16 protein-coding genes are annotated in these 22,605 nt (G+C 58.4%); 3 read left to right on the plus strand and 13 right to left on the minus strand.

Annotated elements, in window-relative coordinates; translation table 11 throughout:
- The first annotated feature begins 1 nt into the window (after position 1).
- Both RA29_RS22205 and RA29_RS20950 read left to right on the plus strand, forming a co-directional pair.
- The gene (locus RA29_RS22205; RefSeq protein ID WP_052249858.1) at positions 2-1,588 is read left to right on the plus strand and encodes an ABC transporter permease subunit; all 1,587 of its coding nucleotides are present in this window, start codon (positions 2-4) and stop codon (positions 1,586-1,588) included.
- Positions 1,589-1,618: 30 nt separating this feature from the next.
- Positions 1,619-2,569, plus strand: a complete 951-nt coding sequence (locus tag RA29_RS20950) for a glycine betaine ABC transporter substrate-binding protein (RefSeq protein ID WP_039689761.1) — start codon at positions 1,619-1,621, stop codon at positions 2,567-2,569.
- 170 nt (positions 2,570-2,739) lie between these two features.
- On the opposite strand, the gene RA29_RS20955 is transcribed toward RA29_RS20950, so the two are convergent.
- From RA29_RS20955 to RA29_RS21005, 11 genes are all read right to left on the minus strand, one after another.
- Entirely contained in the window at positions 2,740-4,146 is a 1,407-nt protein-coding gene (locus tag RA29_RS20955; RefSeq protein ID WP_152613111.1) for a hypothetical protein, read from the minus strand.
- 665 nt (positions 4,147-4,811) lie between these two features.
- Positions 4,812-9,056: a DNA-directed RNA polymerase subunit beta' gene (gene rpoC / locus RA29_RS20960; RefSeq protein ID WP_039689765.1), complete on the minus strand. Its 4,245-nt coding sequence runs from the start codon at positions 9,054-9,056 to the stop codon at positions 4,812-4,814.
- 86 nt (positions 9,057-9,142) lie between these two features.
- Positions 9,143-13,279 (minus strand): DNA-directed RNA polymerase subunit beta, encoded by a 4,137-nt coding sequence (rpoB, locus tag RA29_RS20965; RefSeq protein ID WP_039689808.1) that lies wholly within the window; start codon positions 13,277-13,279, stop codon positions 9,143-9,145.
- Between the two features lie 396 nt (positions 13,280-13,675).
- The gene (gene rplL / locus RA29_RS20970) at positions 13,676-14,053 is read right to left on the minus strand and encodes a 50S ribosomal protein L7/L12 (RefSeq protein ID WP_039689767.1); all 378 of its coding nucleotides are present in this window, start codon (positions 14,051-14,053) and stop codon (positions 13,676-13,678) included.
- Between the two features lie 69 nt (positions 14,054-14,122).
- Complete coding sequence (gene rplJ / locus RA29_RS20975) at positions 14,123-14,635, minus strand: 50S ribosomal protein L10 (protein WP_039689769.1); 513 nt, start codon at positions 14,633-14,635, stop codon at positions 14,123-14,125.
- Positions 14,636-15,072: 437 nt separating this feature from the next.
- Positions 15,073-15,996 (minus strand): hypothetical protein, encoded by a 924-nt coding sequence (locus tag RA29_RS20980; RefSeq protein WP_039689771.1) that lies wholly within the window; start codon positions 15,994-15,996, stop codon positions 15,073-15,075.
- Positions 15,997-16,388: 392 nt separating this feature from the next.
- On the minus strand, positions 16,389-16,973 hold the full coding sequence (locus RA29_RS20985) for a hypothetical protein (protein WP_039689773.1): 585 nt from the start codon (positions 16,971-16,973) through the stop codon (positions 16,389-16,391).
- 191 nt (positions 16,974-17,164) lie between these two features.
- Positions 17,165-17,863: a 50S ribosomal protein L1 gene (gene rplA / locus RA29_RS20990; protein ID WP_039689775.1), complete on the minus strand. Its 699-nt coding sequence runs from the start codon at positions 17,861-17,863 to the stop codon at positions 17,165-17,167.
- Between the two features lies 1 nt (position 17,864).
- Positions 17,865-18,290 carry a 50S ribosomal protein L11 gene (rplK, locus tag RA29_RS20995; protein ID WP_039689777.1) on the minus strand — a complete coding sequence of 142 codons (426 nt, stop codon included), beginning with the start codon at positions 18,288-18,290 and terminating at the stop codon, positions 17,865-17,867.
- Positions 18,291-18,469: 179 nt separating this feature from the next.
- Positions 18,470-19,642, minus strand: a complete 1,173-nt coding sequence (locus RA29_RS22210; protein ID WP_052249859.1) for an OmpA family protein — start codon at positions 19,640-19,642, stop codon at positions 18,470-18,472.
- 340 nt (positions 19,643-19,982) lie between these two features.
- Positions 19,983-20,186: a hypothetical protein gene (locus tag RA29_RS21005; protein WP_039689779.1), complete on the minus strand. Its 204-nt coding sequence runs from the start codon at positions 20,184-20,186 to the stop codon at positions 19,983-19,985.
- Between the two features lie 508 nt (positions 20,187-20,694).
- On the opposite strand from RA29_RS21005, the gene RA29_RS22670 reads away from it, so the two are divergent.
- Positions 20,695-21,354 carry a GDSL-type esterase/lipase family protein gene (locus tag RA29_RS22670; RefSeq protein ID WP_241462685.1) on the plus strand — a complete coding sequence of 220 codons (660 nt, stop codon included), beginning with the start codon at positions 20,695-20,697 and terminating at the stop codon, positions 21,352-21,354.
- A gap of 249 nt (positions 21,355-21,603) precedes the next feature.
- On the opposite strand, the gene nusG is transcribed toward RA29_RS22670, so the two are convergent.
- Together nusG and secE are read right to left on the minus strand one after the other, a co-directional pair.
- Entirely contained in the window at positions 21,604-22,137 is a 534-nt protein-coding gene (gene nusG / locus RA29_RS21015; protein WP_039689781.1) for a transcription termination/antitermination protein NusG, read from the minus strand.
- Positions 22,138-22,308: 171 nt separating this feature from the next.
- Positions 22,309-22,506, minus strand: coding sequence for a preprotein translocase subunit SecE (gene secE / locus RA29_RS21020; RefSeq protein ID WP_039689783.1), 198 nt, complete (start codon positions 22,504-22,506; stop codon positions 22,309-22,311).
- Positions 22,507-22,605 lie beyond the last annotated feature (99 nt).

Raw genomic sequence — 22,605 nt, forward strand, 5'->3', positions numbered from 1 at the left:
CATGACCGACACAACACCCGATCAAATGGGCGGCGCACCCGCCGCTGCAACGGACGAAACCAAACCCTTCGCCGAATTTGCGGATAAATCCGGCGGCTACTTCGCCGAAACCTTCCTGTCGATCCAAAAGGCCAAGCTGCCCGCCACCCACGTCAACTGGATGGCGGCCATCGCAGGCTTCCCATGGGCCGCGATCCGCGCCAACAAGATGCTGTTCTGGATCGGCTTCCTGATCGACCTCGTGGCAGCGGTCTATCTCATGCAGGTCTGGAAGTTCTCGCGCGCCGCCGAACAGGCCGTCATCGACAACAAGGACTTCCTGGTCGAACGGTTCGAAAACTGGACCACGTCCAGCCTTTGGGCCGCCGTGATCATCTTCATCCTCGGCCGCGTCATCTTCGGCTGGCTGGCTGACCGGCTCTACTTCCGCCAGTACAACACATGGCGCGTCGACCATTCCAAGCCTTCGGGCTGGGACATGAAACGGCTCGTCTGGGCGACACTGATCGTCGCCATGATCGCGCCGCTCATGCTCTACCGCGCCTCGCAATTCCCGCCCGAAGAACGGACCTGCATCAAACAGGCCCGCTCTATCGCCGCGGGCGAAGAGGTCGCGTTCAAGGACCAGTTCGACTGCATGATCATCGGGGAATTCCCCACCATCGTCTGGCTGGAACGGCGCGACACAGTCACCTACCCGCGCGACGACAACGGCGACCGCTTTGTCCGCCGCGAAGCCCCGCGCGAGGGTCTGCCACCGGTCAACCTCAACAGCTACACGGCACAGCTCATCGACGATGGCATCGGCTACCTGACGGCGTTCTATGGCTTCTTCTTCGACGGGATCACGACCTTCCTGCGGTCGATGCTGTCAGCGATCACGGCGGTCTTTGTGGGCACGCCATGGATCATCGCCATGGGGGCCATCATGGCAATCAGTTACACGATGGCCGGGGCCCGAATAACCATATTCGTGGCCGCATCGCTCTGTTACCTCGCCCTCTTCGGCTTCTGGCAAACAGCGATGGACACGATGAGCCTCGTGGTCGCGGCCTCGATCATCTGCATCGTCTTCGGCCTGCCCCTGGGCATCTGGGTCGGCAAATCGAAACGGGGGCAGGCAATCATCACGCCCATCCTCGACATCATGCAGACGATCCCCTCCTTCGTGTACCTGCTGCCTGCGGTCGCCTTCTTCTCCATCGGCAAACCGCCGGGCATCCTGGCGACGGTGATCTTCGCCATGCCGCCCATGGTACGCCTCACGGCGCTCGGCATCCGCCACGTGCCTGAGAACACCAAGGAAGCAGCGCTGGCCTTCGGCGCCAACCCACGGCAGCTATTGATGAAGGTCGAACTGCCCCAGGCCCTGCCGTCTATCATGGCAGGGGTCAACCAGGTGGTGATGATGGCATTGTCCATGGTCGTCGTGGCCGCGCTGATCGGCGCGGGCGGCATGGGCTTTATCGTGACGGAGGCGCTCGCCAACACTCGCACGGGCGCAGGCATCCTGGCAGGCATCGGCATCGCGCTTCTGGCGATGATGATCGACCGCGTTGTCCAGAAGGCCAACACCGTCAAACACTAACCAAGAATGAGTTCAATAAGGGAGACACATATGAAACTCATCACAACCCTCACCGCTGCCGGGGCGCTTTCCGTCGCAGCAGTCGGTGCCTCAGCTCAGGAAAAGGTCGCCATCTCCGACCTCAACTGGACCGGCGCCAAGGCCATCGCCCACGTGATCAAGACAGTGATCGAAGGGCCGCTGAACTCCGAGGCGGAAATCGTCGAAGGCCTGTCCGACCAGGCGATCATCGCCACCGGCATGGACAAGGGCGACGGCTCTGCCGACGTCTGGACCGACATGTGGATGCCCAACCAGCAAGGCCCATGGGACCGCTTCATCGAAGATGCAGGCACAGTGGCGCACAACCAGCCCTACGCCGGCACCCAGCAGATGTATGTGCCCAGCTACATGTCGGACAGGATCACGTCCTTCGAGGACCTGAAAGATCCGGCGATTGCCGCCATGTTCGACAAGGACGGCAACGGCAAGGGTGAATACTGGGCCGGTGACGCCTCGTGGAAATCCACGAAGATCTGGCAGGTCAAGATGAAGTCCTATGGCCTCTCCGAACTGTGGGAGCCGGAAATCATCTCGGATGCGACGTTCAAGGCGCAACTGAAAACGTCCTACGGCAACCAGAAGCCGATCCTGTTCTACTACTGGACGCCGGAATGGATTCACGCCGCCTATGACATCACACCGCTGGCTGAGCCCGAGCACACCGAAGGCTGCCTGAACCTGCAGCTCGACGGCGAAGACTGGCTGGAAGTGTCCGAAGCAGGTTGTAAAACGCCCGACGCGCAGATCTTCGTCAGCTACTCCAAGTCGCTGGAAGAGCGTAACCCGCCCGCGGCCAAGTTCCTCAGCCAGATCCAACTGGACCCCAACACGGTGAACGAGTGGATCCTCGCCATCGGCCGGGATGAGATGGACCCGCAAGACGTGGCCGAAGCATGGGTCGCTGAAAACATGGACATCGTCGAAGGCTGGATCAACTAAATAGCCCCGACCGTTCAACAGACCCGGCGCAAGCACTGGCTTGCGCCGGTTTTTTTGTTGGGGGAGTGCCGCTGTGCGGAGTGAAGCGGATATTTTAGCGTGCAGCCGAACGACCGCTCTGGGCCCAAGGCGACCTAGGGCGCCCACTGGCGCACCCTAAAATACCTTGTTTACACCAAATAGTCGTAACTGTTTATGGTCGGCGGATTATTTACATCGTAATCTGTCATTACGACATCAAGAAGATAGTCGTTCTGCGTGACCTCAGCCGTTTGTGTAACATCGAAATGGTTGGCCTTGCCTGCAGCTGCGTTTGTGATTTTGTAGGAATGCGTGAGCTCCTCGTTATATGTTAAATCACCCTTAACCGCATGCATACCATATGAGATTAAGGTGCCTTTTTCGTAACTGCCGGCTGTGACGGTATGCTCTTGGCGCACTTCGCTCCCGAAAGAAAAAGCAGAAGTGGTTGTGCTACTCTGACCTGTATCAGTGGATTGAGACGCCCCAAGCTTCAGTTCGAGACCAGCGCCAAAGACTTTTCCTGATATACTCACATCTGCGCGCAACTCTACTTTGTTATTAACAGATACTGTTTCCGCGGTTGAAATCGTCTCATCCTTCTTGGCAACCCATGTCGTTTTTGAATCGCCTGCACCCATCAGAAACTTGGCAGATTTGCTCGTTGGTACAAACCCCACGTTTTCCAATTTGGTGCCAGTATGAGACTGAGCTGCAAAGTGAGGGCTAAACCCAAGATACTCATAGGTATCCGCTATACCATCGCCATTAAGATCCAGATTGGCGGTGTTGCTTATTTTCATAGAGGTGCTGTAGTCGATACCGGAGGTTTCTGAATAGGAAATCAATCCTACTTTCGAGTAGAGATTTTGAAGCATTATTTGCCCGCCTTGCCCACTCATTACCTGTCCACCCTGCGCGACAAGCATATCGGTAAACGCATTTTTTTGACTGGCAAGTTCTCTTTGAACATCTTGCATGACCAGGTCGAAGATGTACGCGTAGTTCTTTTCAATCGAACTCGCCTGCCCGTTTCCAAACTCGGTCTGGACTGTGTCATTCGTAACATCAGTCGACAATTGCGCCAAGTACTCTGCGGACGCATTCCCTTCGATCCGGGCTTCGGTCTCAGCCCCGAAATCACCGGCTGAGCTGCGATTGAACGCCTCGTAAAAAGCCGATTCAGCCAATTCCTCAATCAACGTGTCGCGCAGCGCTTGTCCTGTCAGCGCACTGTCCAAAATGATCTTGCCGTCCTCGGTCGCAACACCATTCAATCGTTCACCGTTGAGTGTGCTCAGATTGTCCACAGCTTCAATGTCGGCATCAAAGGCGAGCAGATCGCGCGCCTCTTCAACCGTCGACACATCGGACGCCAAGACCTTGTCGATCTGCATAGCGGCATCGACGAAAGCCTTGTTCTGCGCGTGTGTCAGAGTTGAGGTGTCGATGCCCCGCGCTTGAAGCGCGGCATCAAAGGCGGTTGTCGACGCAATGGGACCAGTTTTGAATTCAAACATATCGTCCGTCTGAAGTGCGAGATCGTGTACGGTCATGGAGACTTCCTTCAAGGATTAACTAAGAAACCGGATTCAACAAAAATGAAACCAGACGTCTCATAATTTTAGTTTTGAGAAATTCTTGAGCAATAGAAGTACTATACGCAGGCGAAGCTCTGCGATCCGAAGCCTGGAACGCGGCGAGATCTTGCGACTGCCAAGTCGTCAACAGAGTAAATTACGTTTCTTTTCAACCTATTGCATGAAATAGGCGCTTGGCTGATAACCGTATTTGACACGTGGCTATTTTGGGCGTTGAGGCCGGCCCGGTCAGCGCACTGAACCAACGCCCGCCATATCAGTAACACCACCGGTCCCACGTTCGGAAACGGATCCGCCGGGCACTGCACCGCGATCCTTACCCAAAAGTTATTCTCCGCGCCAAAGCGTTAACGCAGGCCAAAAGTAAACGTGGTCTAAACAACGACCTGCGCCTCAAAACACGCAGTTTCACAGGCAAAATGTGCAGTTTACGTCAGAGCCCCAAAACCACCCGTTTGATGACACAGCAAAACACGCAGTTTCGCCCCCAAAACCTCGCAGTTTCCCGGAAATTTACCACCCATTAACCACCGCACGCCCCATTAACCCACATCCCCGCAAATGCAAAAACCCCCACCCTTTCGGGCGGGGGTTCTAAATCTTAAACCGAAAGATCGGGATCAGTCGCGGCTGTCTTCCGAATGGTCGATGACCGTGTCGAACACGTCACCACCCACCACATCGTCGGCGGTCGGAGCCGCCAGGGCCGCGGCCGCTTCGGCCTCTTCCCGACGCGCTTCGATAACCACGTTGTCGCGATCCGATGCAATCTTGCGCACAGCCTGTGTCGCACCGCCGGTCCCGGCAGGGATCAGGCGACCCACAATCACGTTCTCTTTTAGACCAACCAGCTTGTCCTTCTTGCCCTGTACCGACGCCTCAGTGAGCACGCGGGTGGTTTCCTGGAAGGACGCAGCCGAGATAAACGACCGGGTCTGCAGCGAAGCCTTTGTAATCCCAAGCAGAATTGGACCACCCTGCGCCGGACGACCACCTTTCGACAGCGCCTTCTCATTGGCCGCGTCGAACTCCTGCTTGTCCACATGCTCGCCTTTCAGCAGCGTGGTGTCGCCCGAGTCCTCAATCTCCCACTTCTGGAGCATCTGACGCACGATGACCTCGATGTGCTTGTCGTTGATCTTCACGCCTTGCAGTCGGTAAACCTCCTGCACCTCGTTGATCATGTAGTCGGCCAAGGCCTCCACACCCATGATGGCAAGGATGTCATGGGGGGCTGGGTTGCCGTCCATGATATAATCACCCTTCTGGATGAAGTCGCCTTCGGCCACCGGAATGTGCTTGCCCTTGGGCACCATGTACTCGACCTTTTCCATGGTCTCGTCGCTGGGCTCAATCGCAATGCGGCGCTTGTTTTTGTAGTCTTTTCCGAACCTTACGTAACCATCGATCTCCGCGATGATCGCGTGATCCTTGGGACGACGGGCTTCGAACAACTCGGCCACACGGGGCAGACCACCGGTGATGTCCTTGGTCTTGGCGCCCTCGCGCGGGATCCGGGCGACAACGTCACCGGCTTCCACGGTCTGGCCATCCTCGACCGACAGAACCGCATCCACGGACATCGGATAGGTCACCGGGTTGCCCGCGTCATTGCGGACCGGCTCGCCATCTTCGCCCACCAGAATGATCTCCGGCTTCAGCTCGTTGCCCTTGGGTGCGGCACGCCAATCGATCACGATTTTCTGTGTCATACCAGTGGCATCGTCGGTCTCGTCGCGCACGGCCAAGCCGCTGACAAGGTCGACATACTTCGCCGTACCCGCCTTCTCCGCGATGATCGGCAGCGTGTAGGGGTCCCATTCGAACAGCTTGTCGCCGCGCTTCACATCCTGACCATCGGTCACGAACAATGCCGTACCGTAGCCCAGCTTGTGGCTGGCGCGCTCGTCGCCGTTCTCGTCCACGATGGCCATCTTCATGTTCCGGCCCATGACCAGAACCTGACCGGCTGCGTTGGTCAGCGTCTGCGGGTTCTCAAAGACGATCTTGCCTTCCTGGCTTGCTTCCAGGAACGACTGTTGACCACCTTGAGCAACCCCACCGATGTGGAAGGTCCGCATCGTCAGCTGGGTACCAGGTTCACCGATGGACTGCGCCGCGATGATGCCGACAGCCTCGCCCGTGTTGACCATGGTGCCGCGGGCCAAGTCACGACCGTAACACATGGTACACACACCCTCTTCGCTTTCGCAGGTCAGGGGCGAGCGGATGCGCATGGACTGAACACCCATCTCTTCGATGGTGTCGGACATGCGCTCGTCGATCAACGTACCAGCGGCCACGATCACCTCGTCAGTGCCCGGCTTCAGAACGTCGTCAGCAGCCACACGGCCCAGCACACGTTCGGCCAGCGATGCAACCACCTCACCGTCATTCACGGCCGCTTCGGCAGTGATGGCGTTTTCGGTGCCGCAGTCGATGTCGCGCACAATGCAGTCCTGCGCCACGTCCACCAGACGACGGGTCAGATAGCCCGAGTTCGCCGTTTTCAGAGCGGTGTCAGACAGACCTTTCCGCGCGCCGTGGGTCGAGTTGAAGTATTCAAGAACGGTCAGACCTTCCTTGAAGTTCGAGATGATCGGCGTCTCGATGATGTCGCCATTCGGCTTCGCCATCAGGCCGCGCATCCCGCCCAGCTGCTTCATCTGCGTGACCGAGCCACGGGCACCGGAGTGCGCCATCATGTAGACCGAGTTCGGCTCCATTTCGGCGCCCGCCTCGTCCGTACGTTCAGCCGAGATCGACCCCATCATGGCGTCGGTGACCTTGTCGTTACACTTCGACCAGGCATCGACGACCTTGTTGTACTTCTCGCCCTGAGTGATCAGGCCGTCCATGTACTGCTGTTCAAAGTCCTTCACCTGCTCGCGGGTGTCGTCGACGATGGTCCACTTGGTGTCGGGGATCAGCATGTCGTCCTTGCCGAACGAGATGCCCGCCTTGAACGCTTCCTTAAAGCCCATGGACATGATCTGGTCGCAGAAGATAACCGACTCTTTCTGACCGCAATACCGGTAGACGGTGTCGATGACCTGCTGCACTTCCTTCTTCCGCAACAGACGGTTGACCAGCTCAAACGGCGCTTTGTTGTTCAGCGGCAGAAGCGCGCCCAACCGGACACGGCCCGGCGTGGTTTCAAAGCGCATCATGACCTCTTGGCCGGTCGCGTCGATCTGCGGGATCCGCGCAGTAACTTTGGCGTGCAGGTGCACTTCACCGGAATCGAGGGCGTGTTGCACTTCCTCGATCGAGCCAAAGACCATGCCTTCGCCCTTCATACCCGCGCGTTCCAGCGTGGTGTAGTACAGGCCCAGGATCATGTCCTGCGACGGAACGATGATCGGCGCGCCGTTCGCAGGCGACAGCACGTTGTTCGTGGACATCATCAGCACGCGCGCTTCCAACTGGGCTTCCAGCGAAAGCGGTACGTGCACAGCCATCTGGTCGCCGTCAAAGTCGGCGTTGAAGGCCGAACAGACCAGCGGGTGCAGCTGGATCGCTTTACCTTCGATCAGCACAGGCTCAAACGCCTGAATGCCCAGACGGTGCAGCGTCGGCGCACGGTTCAGCATGACAGGGTGTTCGCGGATGACCTCATCCAGAATGTCCCAAACCTCGGGACGTTCCTTCTCCACCAGCTTCTTGGCTTGCTTGACGGTCGAGGACAGACCTTTGGCTTCAAGCCGCGAGTAGATGAACGGCTTGAACAGTTCGAGCGCCATCTTCTTCGGCAGACCACATTGGTGCAGCTTCAACTCCGGCCCGGTCACGATGACCGAACGGCCCGAGAAGTCCACGCGCTTACCAAGAAGGTTCTGACGGAAGCGACCCTGCTTACCTTTCAGCATGTCCGACAGCGATTTCAGCGGGCGCTTGTTGGCACCCGTGATCACGCGGCCACGACGGCCGTTGTCGAACAGAGCGTCGACGGATTCCTGCAGCATCCGCTTTTCGTTGCGGACGATGATGTCGGGCGCGCGCAGTTCGATCAGACGCTTCAGACGGTTGTTCCGGTTGATCACCCGGCGGTACAGGTCGTTCAGGTCGGATGTCGCGAAACGGCCACCATCCAGCGGCACCAGCGGGCGCAGTTCCGGCGGGATCACCGGGATCACGGTCAGAACCATCCACTCGGGGCGGTTGCCGGATTCGAGGAAGCTCTCCACCACTTTCAGACGCTTGATGATCTTCTTGGGCTTCAGCTCACCTGTCGCCTCTTTCAGATCGGCACGCAGGTTCTCGGCCTCGGCTTCCAGGTCGATCTGGCTCAGCATCTCGCGGATGGCTTCGGCACCGATATTGGCGGTGAAGGCGTCCATGCCAAACGCATCCTGCGCGTCCATGTACTCTTCTTCCGACAGCATCTGGCCATAGGACAGATCGGTCAGACCCGGCTCGGTCACCACGTAGTTTTCGAAATACAGAACGCGTTCCAGATCACGCAGCGTCATGTCCAGCATCAGACCGATGCGGGAGGGCAGCGATTTCAGGAACCAGATGTGGGCCACGGGGGCCGCCAGTTCGATATGGCCCATCCGCTCGCGGCGGACCTTTTGCAGCGTGACTTCCACACCGCATTTCTCGCAGACAACGCCGCGATACTTCATGCGCTTGTACTTGCCGCACAGGCATTCGTAATCCTTGATCGGGCCAAAGATACGCGCACAGAACAGGCCGTCACGCTCGGGCTTGAACGTCCGGTAGTTGATGGTCTCGGGCTTCTTGATCTCGCCAAACGACCACGAGAGGATGCGTTCGGGCGACGCCAGGCTCACCTTGATCTCATCAAAGACCTTGGGCGGCGTCAGCGGGTTGAACGGGTTGTTTGTCAGTTCCTGGTTCATTCTTTTTCCTCACAAATCAGAGGGTGCGGGGGAGAAGGTGCGCAGTAAATGCGCACCCTACGTAGGGTGTGCCTTTAGGCGCACCGCTACTCTTCTTCCTCCGCATCCAGGAGTTCCATGTTGAGGCCCAGACCGCGGACCTCTTTGACCAGAACGTTGAACGATTCCGGCACGCCGGCTTCGAAATTGTCCTCGCCCTTGACGATGCTCTCATAGACCTTGGTCCGGCCCGCCACGTCGTCCGACTTCACCGTCAGCATCTCTTGCAGGGTGTAGGCGGCGCCGTAGGCTTCCAGGGCCCAGACCTCCATCTCACCAAAGCGCTGACCACCGAACTGCGCCTTACCACCCAGCGGCTGCTGCGTGACGAGGCTGTACGGACCGGTCGAACGGGCGTGGATCTTGTCGTCCACAAGGTGGTGCAGCTTCAGCAGGTACTTGATGCCCACCGTCACCGGACGCGAGAACTGCTCACCAGTCCGCCCATCAAACAAGATCGACTGACCGGACTCGCTGAACCCAGCACGCACCAGCGCGTCGTTCACATCACCTTCCTTGGCGCCGTCAAACACCGGCGTGGCGATCGGCACACCGCGGGTCACGTTGCCCGCCGCCTCGATCAGGTGCTCTTCATCCATCCCGGTGAAGCCCTCATCATAGACGTCGTCGCCATAAGCGATCTTGAGCGCCTCACGCACCGGGGTCAGATCACCCGACCGGCGATACTCCTGCATCGCGTCGTCGATCTGCAGACCCAGACCGCGCGCGGCCCAGCCCATGTGGGTTTCAAGGATTTGCCCCACGTTCATACGCGACGGCACGCCCAGCGGGTTCAGACAGAAATCAACCGGGGTCCCGTCGGCGAGGAACGGCATGTCCTCCATCGGCACCACTTTCGAAATCACACCCTTGTTGCCGTGACGACCAGCCATCTTGTCGCCCGGTTGCAGCTTGCGCTTCACCGCCACGAACACCTTGACCATCTTCATCACGCCCGGGGGCAGATCGTCACCACGGCGGACCTTCTCGACCTTGTCCTCGAAACGGGCATCCAGGGCACGTTTCTGCGCCTCGTACTGCTCGTTCAGGGCCTCGACCACCTGTGCCGATTGCTCGTCTTTCAGGGCAATCTGCCACCACGCGGAACGCGGGAACGCTTCCAGCAGGTCGGCGTCCACGTTCGACCCCGCCTTGACACCTTTCGGCCCCTTGGCGATTTCTTTGCCCAACAGCATGTCGCCCAGACGGGCATAGATGTTGCGGTCCAGAATGGTCAGCTCGTCGTCGCGGTCACGGGCAAGGCGTTCAACTTCCTCACGCTCGATCTGCAGGGCACGTTCGTCCTTCTCCACACCATGGCGGTTGAACACACGCACTTCCACGACGGTGCCAAAGTCACCCGGCTTCACACGCAACGAGGTGTCACGCACGTCCGACGCTTTCTCACCAAAGATGGCGCGCAGCAGCTTCTCTTCCGGCGTCATCGGGCTTTCGCCCTTCGGGGTGATCTTGCCCACCAGAATGTCGCCCGGCTCCACGTCCGCACCGATATACACAATGCCCGCTTCGTCGAGGTTGCGCAGCGCTTCCTCACCGACGTTCGGGATGTCGCGGGTGATCTCTTCCGGACCCAGCTTGGTGTCACGGGCGGCGACTTCAAACTCCTCGATGTGGATCGAGGTAAAGACGTCATCACGCGACACGCGCTCGGAGATCAGGATCGAGTCCTCGTAGTTGTAGCCGTTCCACGGCATGAACGCGACGACCACGTTCTTACCCAGCGCCAGTTCACCCATATCGGTGGACGGACCATCGGCAATGACCTCACCCTTCTGAACCGTGTCACCCACCTTCACCAGCGGACGCTGGTTGATGCAGGTGTTCTGGTTCGACCGCTGGAACTTGCGCATGCGGTAGATGTCCACACCGGCATCGCCCAGCTCAAGGTCATGGGTCGCACGGATCACGATACGGGTGGCGTCCACCTGGTCAATGATACCGGCACGTTTCGCCATGATGGCCGCACCAGAGTCGCGCGCCACAACCTCTTCAATCCCGGTGCCGACCAGCGGCGCCTCGGCTTGCAGAAGCGGCACCGCCTGACGTTGCATGTTCGAGCCCATAAGCGCCCGGTTCGCGTCGTCATTCTCAAGGAACGGGATCAGCGAGGCGGCAACAGACACCAACTGCTTGGGCGACACGTCGATCAGGTCCACCTGATCCACCGGCGACAGGGTGTAGTCCCCGGATTTACGGGTGTTCACCATCTCGTTGCGGAACTTGCCGTCCTCGTCCAGCATCGCGTTGGCCTGCGCCACGGTGTGACGCATTTCCTCGGTCGCGGACATGTAGTGGACTTCGTCGGTCACCTGACCTTCGTTCACCACGCGGTAAGGCGTTTCAATAAAGCCGTACTTGTTCACGCGGGCAAAGGTCGCGAGGCTGTTGATCAGACCGATGTTCGGCCCTTCCGGCGTCTCAATCGGACACATCCGACCATAGTGCGTCGGGTGCACGTCGCGCACCTCAAAGCCTGCGCGCTCACGGGTCAGACCGCCCGGCCCAAGCGCCGACAGACGACGCTTGTGCGTCACTTCGGACAGCGGGTTGGTTTGGTCCATGAACTGCGACAGCTGGGACGAGCCAAAGAACTCGCGCACGGCAGCCGCAGCAGGCTTCGCGTTGATCAGGTCCTGCGGCATCACCGTGTCGATCTCAACGGAGCTCATCCGCTCCTTGATCGCACGCTCCATGCGCAACAGACCCACGCGGTACTGGTTCTCCATCAGCTCGCCAACGGAACGGACACGACGGTTGCCTAGGTGGTCGATGTCGTCGACATCACCCTTGCCGTCACGCAACTCCACCAGCGCCTTGATGCAGGCCACGATGTCCTCTTTGCGCAGGGTGCGCTGCGTGTCTTCGGCATCCAGTGCCAGACGCATGTTCATCTTCACGCGACCAACAGCCGACAGGTCATAGCGCTCGCTGTCAAAGAACAGCGTGTCAAACAGGGCGCTTGCCGCATCCACGGTGGGCGGCTCGCCCGGACGCATCACGCGGTAGATGTCCATGAGCGCGGTTTCGCGGTTCATGTTCTTGTCTTGCGCCAGCGTGTTGCGGATGTACGGACCGACATTGACGTTGTCGATGTCGAGCACCGGAATATCGGTGATGCCCGCGTCGATCAGCTCCTTCACGGTGCCGCCGATCAGATCGCCGTCCTTGTCGTATTCCAGGGTCAGTTCATCACCGGCCTCGACATAGATGGCGCCGTTTTCTTCGTTGATGATATCCTTGGCGACAAACTTGCCGACGATGTTCTCGTAAGGCACCAGCAGGTCGGTGACCGTGCCTTCGTCGATCAGCTTCTTGACCGCGCGCGGCGTGACTTTCTTGCCCGCTTCGGCAATCACTTCGCCGGTCTTGGCATCGACCAGATCGTACGTCGGACGGGTGCCGCGCACACGGTCAGGGAAGAACGGTGTAACCCAGCCCTTGTTCTTCTCCAGCTTGTACTGAACCGTATCGTAATACGCATCCATGATGTCTTCCTGGTCGAGACCCAGGGAATACAGCAGCGTGGTCACCGGCAGCTTGCGGCGACGGTCGATGCGGGCGAACACGATGTCCTTGGCGTCGAACTCGAAGTCCAGCCACGAACCGCGGTACGGAATGATCCGGCAGGCAAACAGCAACTTGCCCGAGGAATGCGTCTTGCCCTTGTCGTGGTCAAAGAACACACCGGGCGAGCGGTGCATCTGGGACACGATCACGCGCTCGGTGCCGTTTACGATAAAGGTACCGTTAGGTGTCATCAGAGGCATATCGCCCATGAACACGTCCTGTTCCTTGATGTCCTTGACGGACTTGGCACCGGTGTCCTCATCGACATCAAACACGATCAGACGCAGGGTGACCTTCAGCGGCGCGCTGTAGGTCATGTCGCGCTGCTGGCACTCTTCCACGTCGTATTTCGGCTTTTCCAGCTCGTACTTGACGTATTCCAGAACGGACGTCTCGTTAAAGTCCTTGATCGGGAACACCGACTGGAACACACCCATGATGCCCTCGCCGTCCATCGGCGTCGGCTCATCACCGGAGTTCAGGAACAGGTCGTAGGAGGATTTCTGCACCTCAATGAGGTTCGGCATGTCCAGCACTTCGCGGATCTTGCCGTAGTATTTACGTAGACGTTTCTGACCAAGGAACGTTTGTGCCATGCGGTTCTCGCACTCCATCTTTGTTCTGGTCGCGCAACGGAAGGGGCATTCCCGGCGCGAGCCTCAAAGATCGAAAAGGTGATCTATCCCTGCGCACCCGCCCAAGATGCGCGCCCGATCACAATCTTTCCTAAAAAGCCGCCGCAGCGGTTCGAACCCAGCGGCTTTTTGCGAAAGATCGGAACATGAAGTGTGTGTTCGGCTGACCCCCATAGATACAAGACGCAAAAAGCCGGGCGCGAATCATCGCTCCCAGCGGAGAGGTTCATTTAGGACGGTATCGGAGAAAGCACAAGGGACAGCCTGCGCCAAACACCCGCTTTTGTCAAATCCCGGCCCCAAAGCAAAAGGGCGCCCCGTCTCCGGAACGCCCCCTGAATTGCGAAATCGCAAGGCTTAGGCCAGCTCGACCTCGGCGCCAGCTGCTTCCAGCTTGCCCTTGATCTCTTCGGCTTCGGCTTTGTCGACGCCTTCCTTGATCTTGCCACCAGCTTCGACCAGGTCCTTGGCTTCTTTCAGGCCCAGACCGGTGATGCCGCGCACTTCCTTGATCACGTTGATCTTGGAGGCGCCTGCGTTTTTCAGGACAACGTCGAATTCCGACTTCTCTTCCTCAGCAGCGCCACCGGCGTCGCCTGCAGGGCCAGCCATCATCACTGCGCCGCCAGCGGCGGGCTCGATGCCGTACTCGTCCTTGAGGATGGTTTTCAGTTCTTGTGCTTCCAGCAGGGTCAGACCCACGATGCTTTCTGCGAGTGCTTTCAGATCAGCCATTGTATCAGCTCTTTCCGTTTACATGTGTTCCAACGTGCAGCGTTTACCGCACGCCAATCAGACAATGCCTCAGGCCGCCTTTTCCTCGATGGTCGAGAGGATGGAGGCGATGTTGCTTGCAGGTGCGCCAATGGCCCCGGCGATGTTCGATGCAGGTGCGCCGATGCAGCCCACGATGGAAGCGATAAGCTCCTCGCGCGAAGGCATCTTCGACACAGCCGTCACACCGGCCCGGTCCAACGCATTCTCACCCATCGCACCACCAAGGATAACGAACTTGTCGTTGCCCTTGGCAAAGTCCTCCGACACCTTGGCGGCTGCCACGGGGTCTTCGGAATAGGTCAGAACGGTCATGCCCGTCAGGTAGTCGGCAATGCTTTCGCAGGGCTTGTCCTGAAGGGCGATCTTGGCGAGCCTGTTTTTGGCAACACGAACCGCAGCATCTGCTTCACGCGCTTTCGCGCGCAGATCCTGCATTTCGGCAACTGTCAGACCGGCGTAGTGGGCAACCACAACGACGCCAGAGCTTTCAAAGATCTGGCCGAGTTCCTCGACCACTTTCTCTTTCTGGGCTCTATCCACAGTTTTCTCCAGTTTATGGGAGGCGAACCCCCCGGCTCAGTTTGCACCGGATCACTCCGGCGGTTTGGTCCTCGAAATGCACGGGTCCAAGACCGCCAGAGGCTCGACGGAGCATCTGGAGAAGTAAGGTCTGTTCCCGCCTCGGGCAGGATTTATGAGCCAAGGCTCACCCACCGTCTCGGACGAAAGCGAGGGGGTTCGAATCAATCGGACACCCTCTGGGTGGGGAGTAGAGGGTTTGGGGGGCGTTGTGAAGGGGGGTTGGGTTTTAATGCCGCCCACTAAAACCGTGATCACAATACCACACCAGAATTACACACTGCGGCTTGTCGCTATGAGTTTTTTATAGCAAACGTATATTCTCGCGAAGCTTCAAAAACCCAATCTTCTTGCAGAATTTATTTTACTACGTTCTGTTTCAAACTCAAAAGTCGCGTTCACGGGACGAAAGGCAGCGCCGCGTAAATAGCATCCGTAGCCTTGTATGTTAGCCACGCAAATATTCCTGCCAAAGCAATACGGTGTCGCAGTGCTTTGTCCTTGTTTTCGGCCAATACGTTTACTGGAAACGCCCACTTCGCATACCCAGTTAGAAAGCGGTAGCCCAAAACCACCATCCCGAGAGCGTAAATGAAAAACGCCCAACGATAGGCTGAGAAATCGCCATCTACCGGCAGCCATTGATCCATGTAAAAGCTAGCAAGTATAAGGCCCGCTGGAAGCGCTATCGTCCACATGCCTACATCATACGCAAACGAACGATGGATTACTGCATACCACGTTTTCCTGTTAAGAAGCTTCGTATCAACCACTCTCTGAACAGCTCGAAAGTAAGTCATGTCTTGCGCGCGTACAGTGACGTTACTGTCGTTTGGTGTTGGATCAGATACGAAAGGGTTGGGATCAAACAACGCAGGCTTGCTGAAATCCAAGAAAATCTCCATTCGATTTTCAGGATCAGTACCATTCGAATGGCGACGCCAAGCAGTCACGTTTGTGAAAAATATTGTCCGAATTTGACTGGGAAGTTTATCACTAGTGAACACTTCAGCGTCCTCACCGTAGAACTGCTGATCCCGTTCACCACGTATTGAAATCGTCAAACAGAACGCATCCTCAAGCAAAAATCTTTTTTGCTTCGCCCATTCATCATCACTCATTTCAGGATCGCGCTGGAGCGTAGAAATCACGTCTTCACCGAATTTGCGGTTAATGGCGCTCAACTCTTCATACACAGCCTTAACGTCGGATAGACTAAGCTTCAATCCGCGGACAGGAATAGTTTCTTCAAACCAACCGAACAATCGCCTTTTCGGCGGAATTGTCATCGCATTTTCTGTATCGACTTCACTTTGCTCCATACCCCTACATATAGTAGCGATACACTTGGATGTCACCAATGGTACAGAAGTGCTTCGTTCCCAGATGCTCCCATCCAGTATTCATTGAACGTAGCATCGCACTAGTTTCAGAATTCTTGTTCACTTATTTCATTGCGGTCGCTTCTCGTCTATTCCGGAATCAAGCCGAAGGCGCCGGACATCGCCAGACCAGCCCCACGGGCTGGCGATACATCTCCACCTGCACCCCGCGCAGCAGTCCGATGACCCCACGACCATAAAGCGCGCCGCATGGCCCCCAAGATCGCCATCCCCCGGTCCGGCGATGTCCGTCTCACCGCGCGCCCATACACCGTAGGGTGGGCATTCTGCCCACCATGCCACATGCAAAAGGTGGGCACCTTGCCCGCCCCCTACTCACACGGCGTCATCACCGCGTGCACGATCGCCGTATGCTCTTCGCCAAACCGCGCGCTCCTCGGGTCAAGCGCGAACATCTGTTCGCTTGCCTCAGGAAAGCGCATGCATGTGAACTTATCAAAGTATTCAAACATCACCCGGTACCAGTCTTCCTCGGGAAAAGACGGATCTGCGACCCGCGAAAAGGCCATCAGTACGCGGCGGTCATACACGTTGGGCATCAGGCACTGCGACAGCGCATACTTGGCCCGCGCCACGTCCAGCGCACCCGGGTCCCGTGCCACCGCAGTCGGCAGGCCAACAAAGGCACCAGTATAATCGGCAAGCGCGATCGCCGCGGCAGTGTATTTGTGAAACGCTTCGTTATGGGCCGGATCAATGTCGCGGTCTCCGGTGATCGGATTGATGGTCATCCAAGCGTCCGGTTTCACGGCAACAAGTGCGGACCATTCCGCCGCACAATGCTGGACCGCAATCTCGATGGGGGTGCGCACGTCTTCTTCGGCCTCTGCCTGGGACAGACCGCTCAGGGTCACGCCCGCAATCAACACTGCCAAAATGCCCAATGGTGCCTTCATATGCCCTCGCTTTCTTGGCGATGGCATAGCGGCAAAGCGTGGCAGGATTTGGGCCGCACATATTACCAAAAGGTAAAACCGCCCTCGTAACCCATTGATCTTGCAAAGGTCACGCAACGTCCCAGCGTGGGACACGAAAAAAGGCGCGCACCCCTCGGCACGCGCCCTTTCAATCTCAAAATCGTCCCCGATTATTCGGTGACGGCGTTCTCCACATCGACGCTCACGCCCGGACCCATGGTCGAGCTCAGCGACACCTTTTTCATATAGGTGCCTTTCGCGCCCGCGGGCTTGGCCTTGGCCACGGCACCCACAAAAGCGCGGATATTTTCGACCAGCTTGGCCTCGTCGAACGATGCCTTGCCCACGCCCGCGTGGACCACACCGGCCTTCTCCGCCTTGAACTGAACCTCACCGCCCTTGGCCGCTTTCACGGCGTCGGCGACGTCCATGGTCACGGTGCCGACCTTGGGGTTCGGCATCAGGTTGCGGGGGCCCAGCACCTTACCCAGACGGCCCACGATGGGCATCATGTCAGGGGTGGCGATGCAGCGGTCGAACTCGATGGTGCCGCCCTGGACGGTTTCCATCAGGTCCTCAGCGCCCACGATGTCCGCACCCGCCGCTTGCGCTTCCTCAGCCTTCGGGCCGCGGGCAAACACAGCGACGCGCACGTCCTTGCCGGTGCCGTTGGGCAGGCCAACCACGCCGCGCACCATCTGGTCCGCGTGGCGGGGGTCGACGCCCAGGTTCATCGAGATCTCAACCGTCTCGTCGAACTTGGCCGAAGCGTTCGCCTTGATCAGGCTCACCGCGTCTTCGACGCTCAGGTTTTCTTTGCCGGCGAAGGCTTCGCGGGCCGCTTTTGTGCGTTTTCCAAGCTTTGCCATCTTACTTCACCTCGATGCCCATGGAGCGGGCGGAGCCCAGGATGATCTGCATCGCGCCGTCGATGTCGTTGGCGTTCAGATCCTTCATCTTCGCTTCGGCAATCTCGCGCACCTGCGCGGCCGTCACCGTACCAACCGTTTCACGCGAGGGGTTGTTGGCGCCGGATTTCACCTTGGCCGCCTTCTTCAGATAGTAAGACGCAGGCGGCGTCTTGATATCCATGGCGAAGGATTTGTCCTGGTAGTAGGTGATCACGGTCGGGCACGGCGCACCGGGCTCCATGTCTGCGGTCTTGGCGTTGAACGCCTTGCAGAATTCCATGATGTTGATGCCGCGCTGACCCAGGGCCGGACCAACCGGCGGGGATGGGTTTGCTTGCCCGGCGGGCACCTGCAATTTCATGGTGCCGGCAAGTTTCTTGGCCATGTGCCAATCTCCTTTTCAAACAGCCTCGGGACGCGCCCCTTGGCCTATGTTGACGTGGTCGTGGTCTGGATCTCGCGAGACCCTCGCCTCCCACGGGGAATGCTGCAAAAGCAACAGGAGCGCCGGTTACAGCGCTCCTGCCAAAAACACAAGAGGGTTTGTCCCCGCGGGGACACATGTCAGCCTTCTTCGAGGATCACGTCGAAGCGGACGCGGCTGCCGGGCAGGCCAGCCTCGTTCAGGGGACGAGAGGGCGCTGCGATAATGATTTCTTCAGCATTTACTCCTCTGCCCACCAGCATGGCCATCAAAGCCTTGGCGCGCAGGAGACCGGTCGAGACGCCCTCGCCCGAACCAACGTCACCGGCGTGATGGCCGATCACACGCAGACGGGCGTGCGGGCATTCCATCGCCATGGTCGCGAGGGTCATCGCCGTATCGATATCGCCGGACCCGAGAGACACCGACCGCGGCGCATAGAACAGTGTGGTGCTGTCGACGGCGCGCTGTAGGGCTGTCACGCAGGTCGCGTTGGCCCAGGGCTTGGGCGCGGCCGCAGGCACCCGGACGGCCACGCGCGTCACCTCTTCCACAAGGGAAAACTCAACGCGGCGGTCATAGTAGGATGCGGGTTCAGGGCCGACGATGCCGGAGGGCTGACGGTCACCCATGCCTTGGGCAAAGAACATGCTGGTGTCGATGCCAGAGGCGCCGATGCGCTTGATGACCTCTTCGGCGCGGGCCTTGCTGAGACGCAGGTTGGCGGCTGGATCACCGGACGGGTCCGAGTGCCCCTCCACCCGGATCTGCACGCCTTGGCAGTTCTGGGCGATCAGACCCAAAAGGCGCCCCTGCTCGATTCCGCTGGAGTCAGCAGTCAGACCACCGCTGGGAAAATAGACGCGGGCCTGATCGGCCATGGTGCGCAGATCGTCGATGCACTGCTGCTGCGCCCCTGCCCCGAACGTGTTGGTGTCAAAGAACGGTGCGACGGGCGCTGTGGCCAGCGACGCGGTGCGCTGCGGCGCAAGTGTCTCGACCGGCTTTTGCACTGGCGCTGCGGCAGCCACAGGTTGTGCTTGGGGCGCGACGGGGGCGACGGCTGTCAGGGATGTCTCTGGCGAAATCTGGCGGGCCACGACCTCTTGATCCACGGGTGCGACAGCGTTGGCGACCTGTGCCGGTGCAGCCTGGGGCGCAACGGGTGCAGGTTGCGGCGCGGTAGCGACCACGGGCTGCGTTTTTGCTGTTTCTTCCTTGCCCCCCAGCTCAAGAAAACCGGACGCTGCAAATACAATTGCTGCAGACGGAACCAGCCATGGGAGGCTGTCCCTCAAATACTTCAGTGCCATAGAATATCCCCCAGATACGCTGCTCGGCTTATGCGTGCACATCTACATGGTGTGCTTGTGTCAACCAGTAGGCGATAATCCGCCGCATTCGTCAACAGGTCTTGGGGATGTTTCTGTGGATAAGTTGGCGATTTGCTTGAGGCGTGGGATGCGCCGCATAACCAGCATCGCCATTGTACCGGATGCGGCACTTCGGACGGATGCTGTCACGAAGGCACCAAACGCCCCTCCGCAACCGGTGGTCATTCGCGGGCTTCGGGTGAGCATCGGCGTGCCCACCCGAGATAGGCGGGGTGCTGTTTCTGAAAATGGCACCCCGACACGCTGTCCTAAACGTCGGTCAAAATAGCAACCGGACGTGAGGCGGCAGGGGGCGTTCAACCTCAATAGGCAGGCCCACGTCCTTTTTCAGATAGGCGGGCAAATCGACGTGCCCGCGCGGAACCGAACGCGCTGTATCGGGGCGCGGTGCCAAGATGGCCGCAAGCCGCAGCACAACACCACGCGACCGGCTGAGGGGAATGTAAAGGGACAAGGTTGGCATTGTTCTCTCCATTGAAAATGGAAAGCCGCCGCATGAGGGAAAACACAAAAAAAGGCCGCTCACGGGGCGGCCTTCAGATTGGAAACCTGTCAGACCGCTTTAACGGGCTACCGCGCCTGATGCGCGAAGCTTTAGGGTCTGCCATGTGATCATAATTGACACGTCCTGAATTAGGGTTTCCAGTTTTGGGGATAGCAGTCAGCTTGGGAGCACTCAACAACCCAGAGTCGCATCGGTCGATTTCCGCCGGTTCGCGCACTCAAGTCGTAACGACCGCTACGACGGTGCGCGTTGGCGGGGCCGGTTCCAAGGTCAGCGCATACAACGCACCCTTTTTCGAGAACGCTTTTCTGTCAAACGATAGCGAGAGACATACCCGCATTGGGCGGCTTCAAGAAAGTGCGTTGGGCAAGACAAAATTCCGTTTTTATCAAGGTCGTTTTCTTCCATCATGCGGACACCAGTCGACCGAGGTGTTTGCGTGGAAGCTGGAAAACGTAAGGAGAGGATGAGCGTGCGTCGTATTTTGTGCTTTGGTGACTCGTTGACGTGGGGTGTTGTCCCCGGAACCAGAAATAGACATGCGGCCGATTGGCGATGGCCCATCGTACTGCGGGACCAACTCTCAGCTGAGGTGCTGGAGGCGGGACTTAACGGGCGCACAACAGCTTACGACTTTCCGGGGCGACCTTACCGGAACGGGGTCGAAACCCTTCCGATGCTCCTGGAGCAGCACGCCCCGCTTGATCTTGTGATCATCATGTTGGGGACAAATGATCTGTTCTCTGTCCCGAACCCCACGGCTGAACATGTTGTGTTTGGCTTGCAACAACTTACTCGCATGGCCCACGCGCCTGCGGCAGAGCCTGGCATGCCGGTTCCGAACATTATGATCGTCACTCCGCCCTTGCCACGCATTGTCCCGAACAGCCCCTACCCCTTTGCAAAAGTAACCTTGCAAATTGAGGCGCAAGCCAAACGCCTGCCAAGCTTGTTGCAAGCCTTTGCCCATGAACATGACTGTGCGTATTTCGATGGTTCCCATCTGATGACTGATGGCTCTGACGGTATTCATCTTGCACAGGATGTATCCCGAAAACTCGGACTGGGAATTGCAGATGCTGTTTTGAACAGTTTGGCCCTGCGTGCCGAGGCAAGTATTTTATAACGTTTGAAATCAGCGGGATGTTCTGTGCCCGGCAACACTGGTCGTTCCTAGCACTGCATTTGCGATGGCCGAGGCCAATGAGCGATCATTATGCCATCAACTGTAATCGACAGTTTCATCCGCGGGCCCGGCCCTCAACCAGTTCTCTTGGGGTGGTAAGCGTACGGACAGGTCGGCAACCTTGGTCGAGGTTTCGCAACGAAAAGGGCGCACCGAAGCGCGCCTTCTTCGTAAGCAAACTGACCAGGGTCAGATCTGTTTTGTGACTTGCGTGTATTCCAGTTCGACCGGTGTTTCGCGGCCGAAGATGGATACCGTGACCTTGAGTCGCTGGTTGTCTTCGTCCACTTCCTCGACCATGCCGTCGAAATCCTCGAACGGGCCGTCGTTGACCTTGACCTTTTCGCCGACCTCGAAGCTGATCATCAGCTTGGGCGCTTCTTCACCTTCCTGGACGCGGTTCAGGATCTGGTTCACTTCGGCGTCGCGCATGGGCATGGGGCGACCCTGAGGGCCCAGAAAGCCGGTGACGCGGTTGATCGAGTTGATCAGGTGATAGCCCTGGTCGGACATTTCCATGTGCACCAGCACGTAGCCGGGCATGAAGCGGCGTTCGGTCGTGACCTTCTTGCCGCGGCGGACTTCGATCACCTCTTCGGTGGGGACCAGCACTTCGTCAATCTGGTCCTCAAGCCCGTTCTCCTCGACCGAGGTGCGAATTTGCTCGGCGATCTTCTTTTCGAAGTTGGAAAGAACGCTGACCGAATACCACCGTTTTGCCATGTCTTTTCCGGCCCCTCGCCCGTTTGGTTCGTCTGGGCGCGGTCTGCGTGAACCGCTGCCCGGAATAAAAAGTGGCGCGGGGCTCGAATCGCCGCGCGCCTGTGTCAGATCAGGTTTGTGAAATACTCTGCACCATTTCAAAGTGCAAGGGGCCGCCGCCCCTGCGGATCGTCAGCCGAAGGTGGTCAGGACCGTCTCAAGCCCCCAGCGGATGATGATGTCGACCAGTGCAAAGAAGACGGCCGTCAGCGCTGACAGGATGAACACCATCACGGTGGTCAGGAACACCTCGCGCCGGGTTGGCCACACCACCTTGGACACTTCCGAGCGGACCTGCTGGATGAACTGAAGTGGGTTTGTGGTGGCCATGGAGCATGTCCTTTGCTACGGATGGACCGCATTTAACGGCAGGCCGGGATGAATTCAAGGCGGGATTGCACCCGCCCTGTTCACGTGTCGGGGATTGTG

Source organism: Tateyamaria sp. ANG-S1 (genome assembly GCF_000814025.1).
Taxonomy (GTDB): Bacteria; Pseudomonadota; Alphaproteobacteria; order Rhodobacterales; family Rhodobacteraceae; genus Tateyamaria.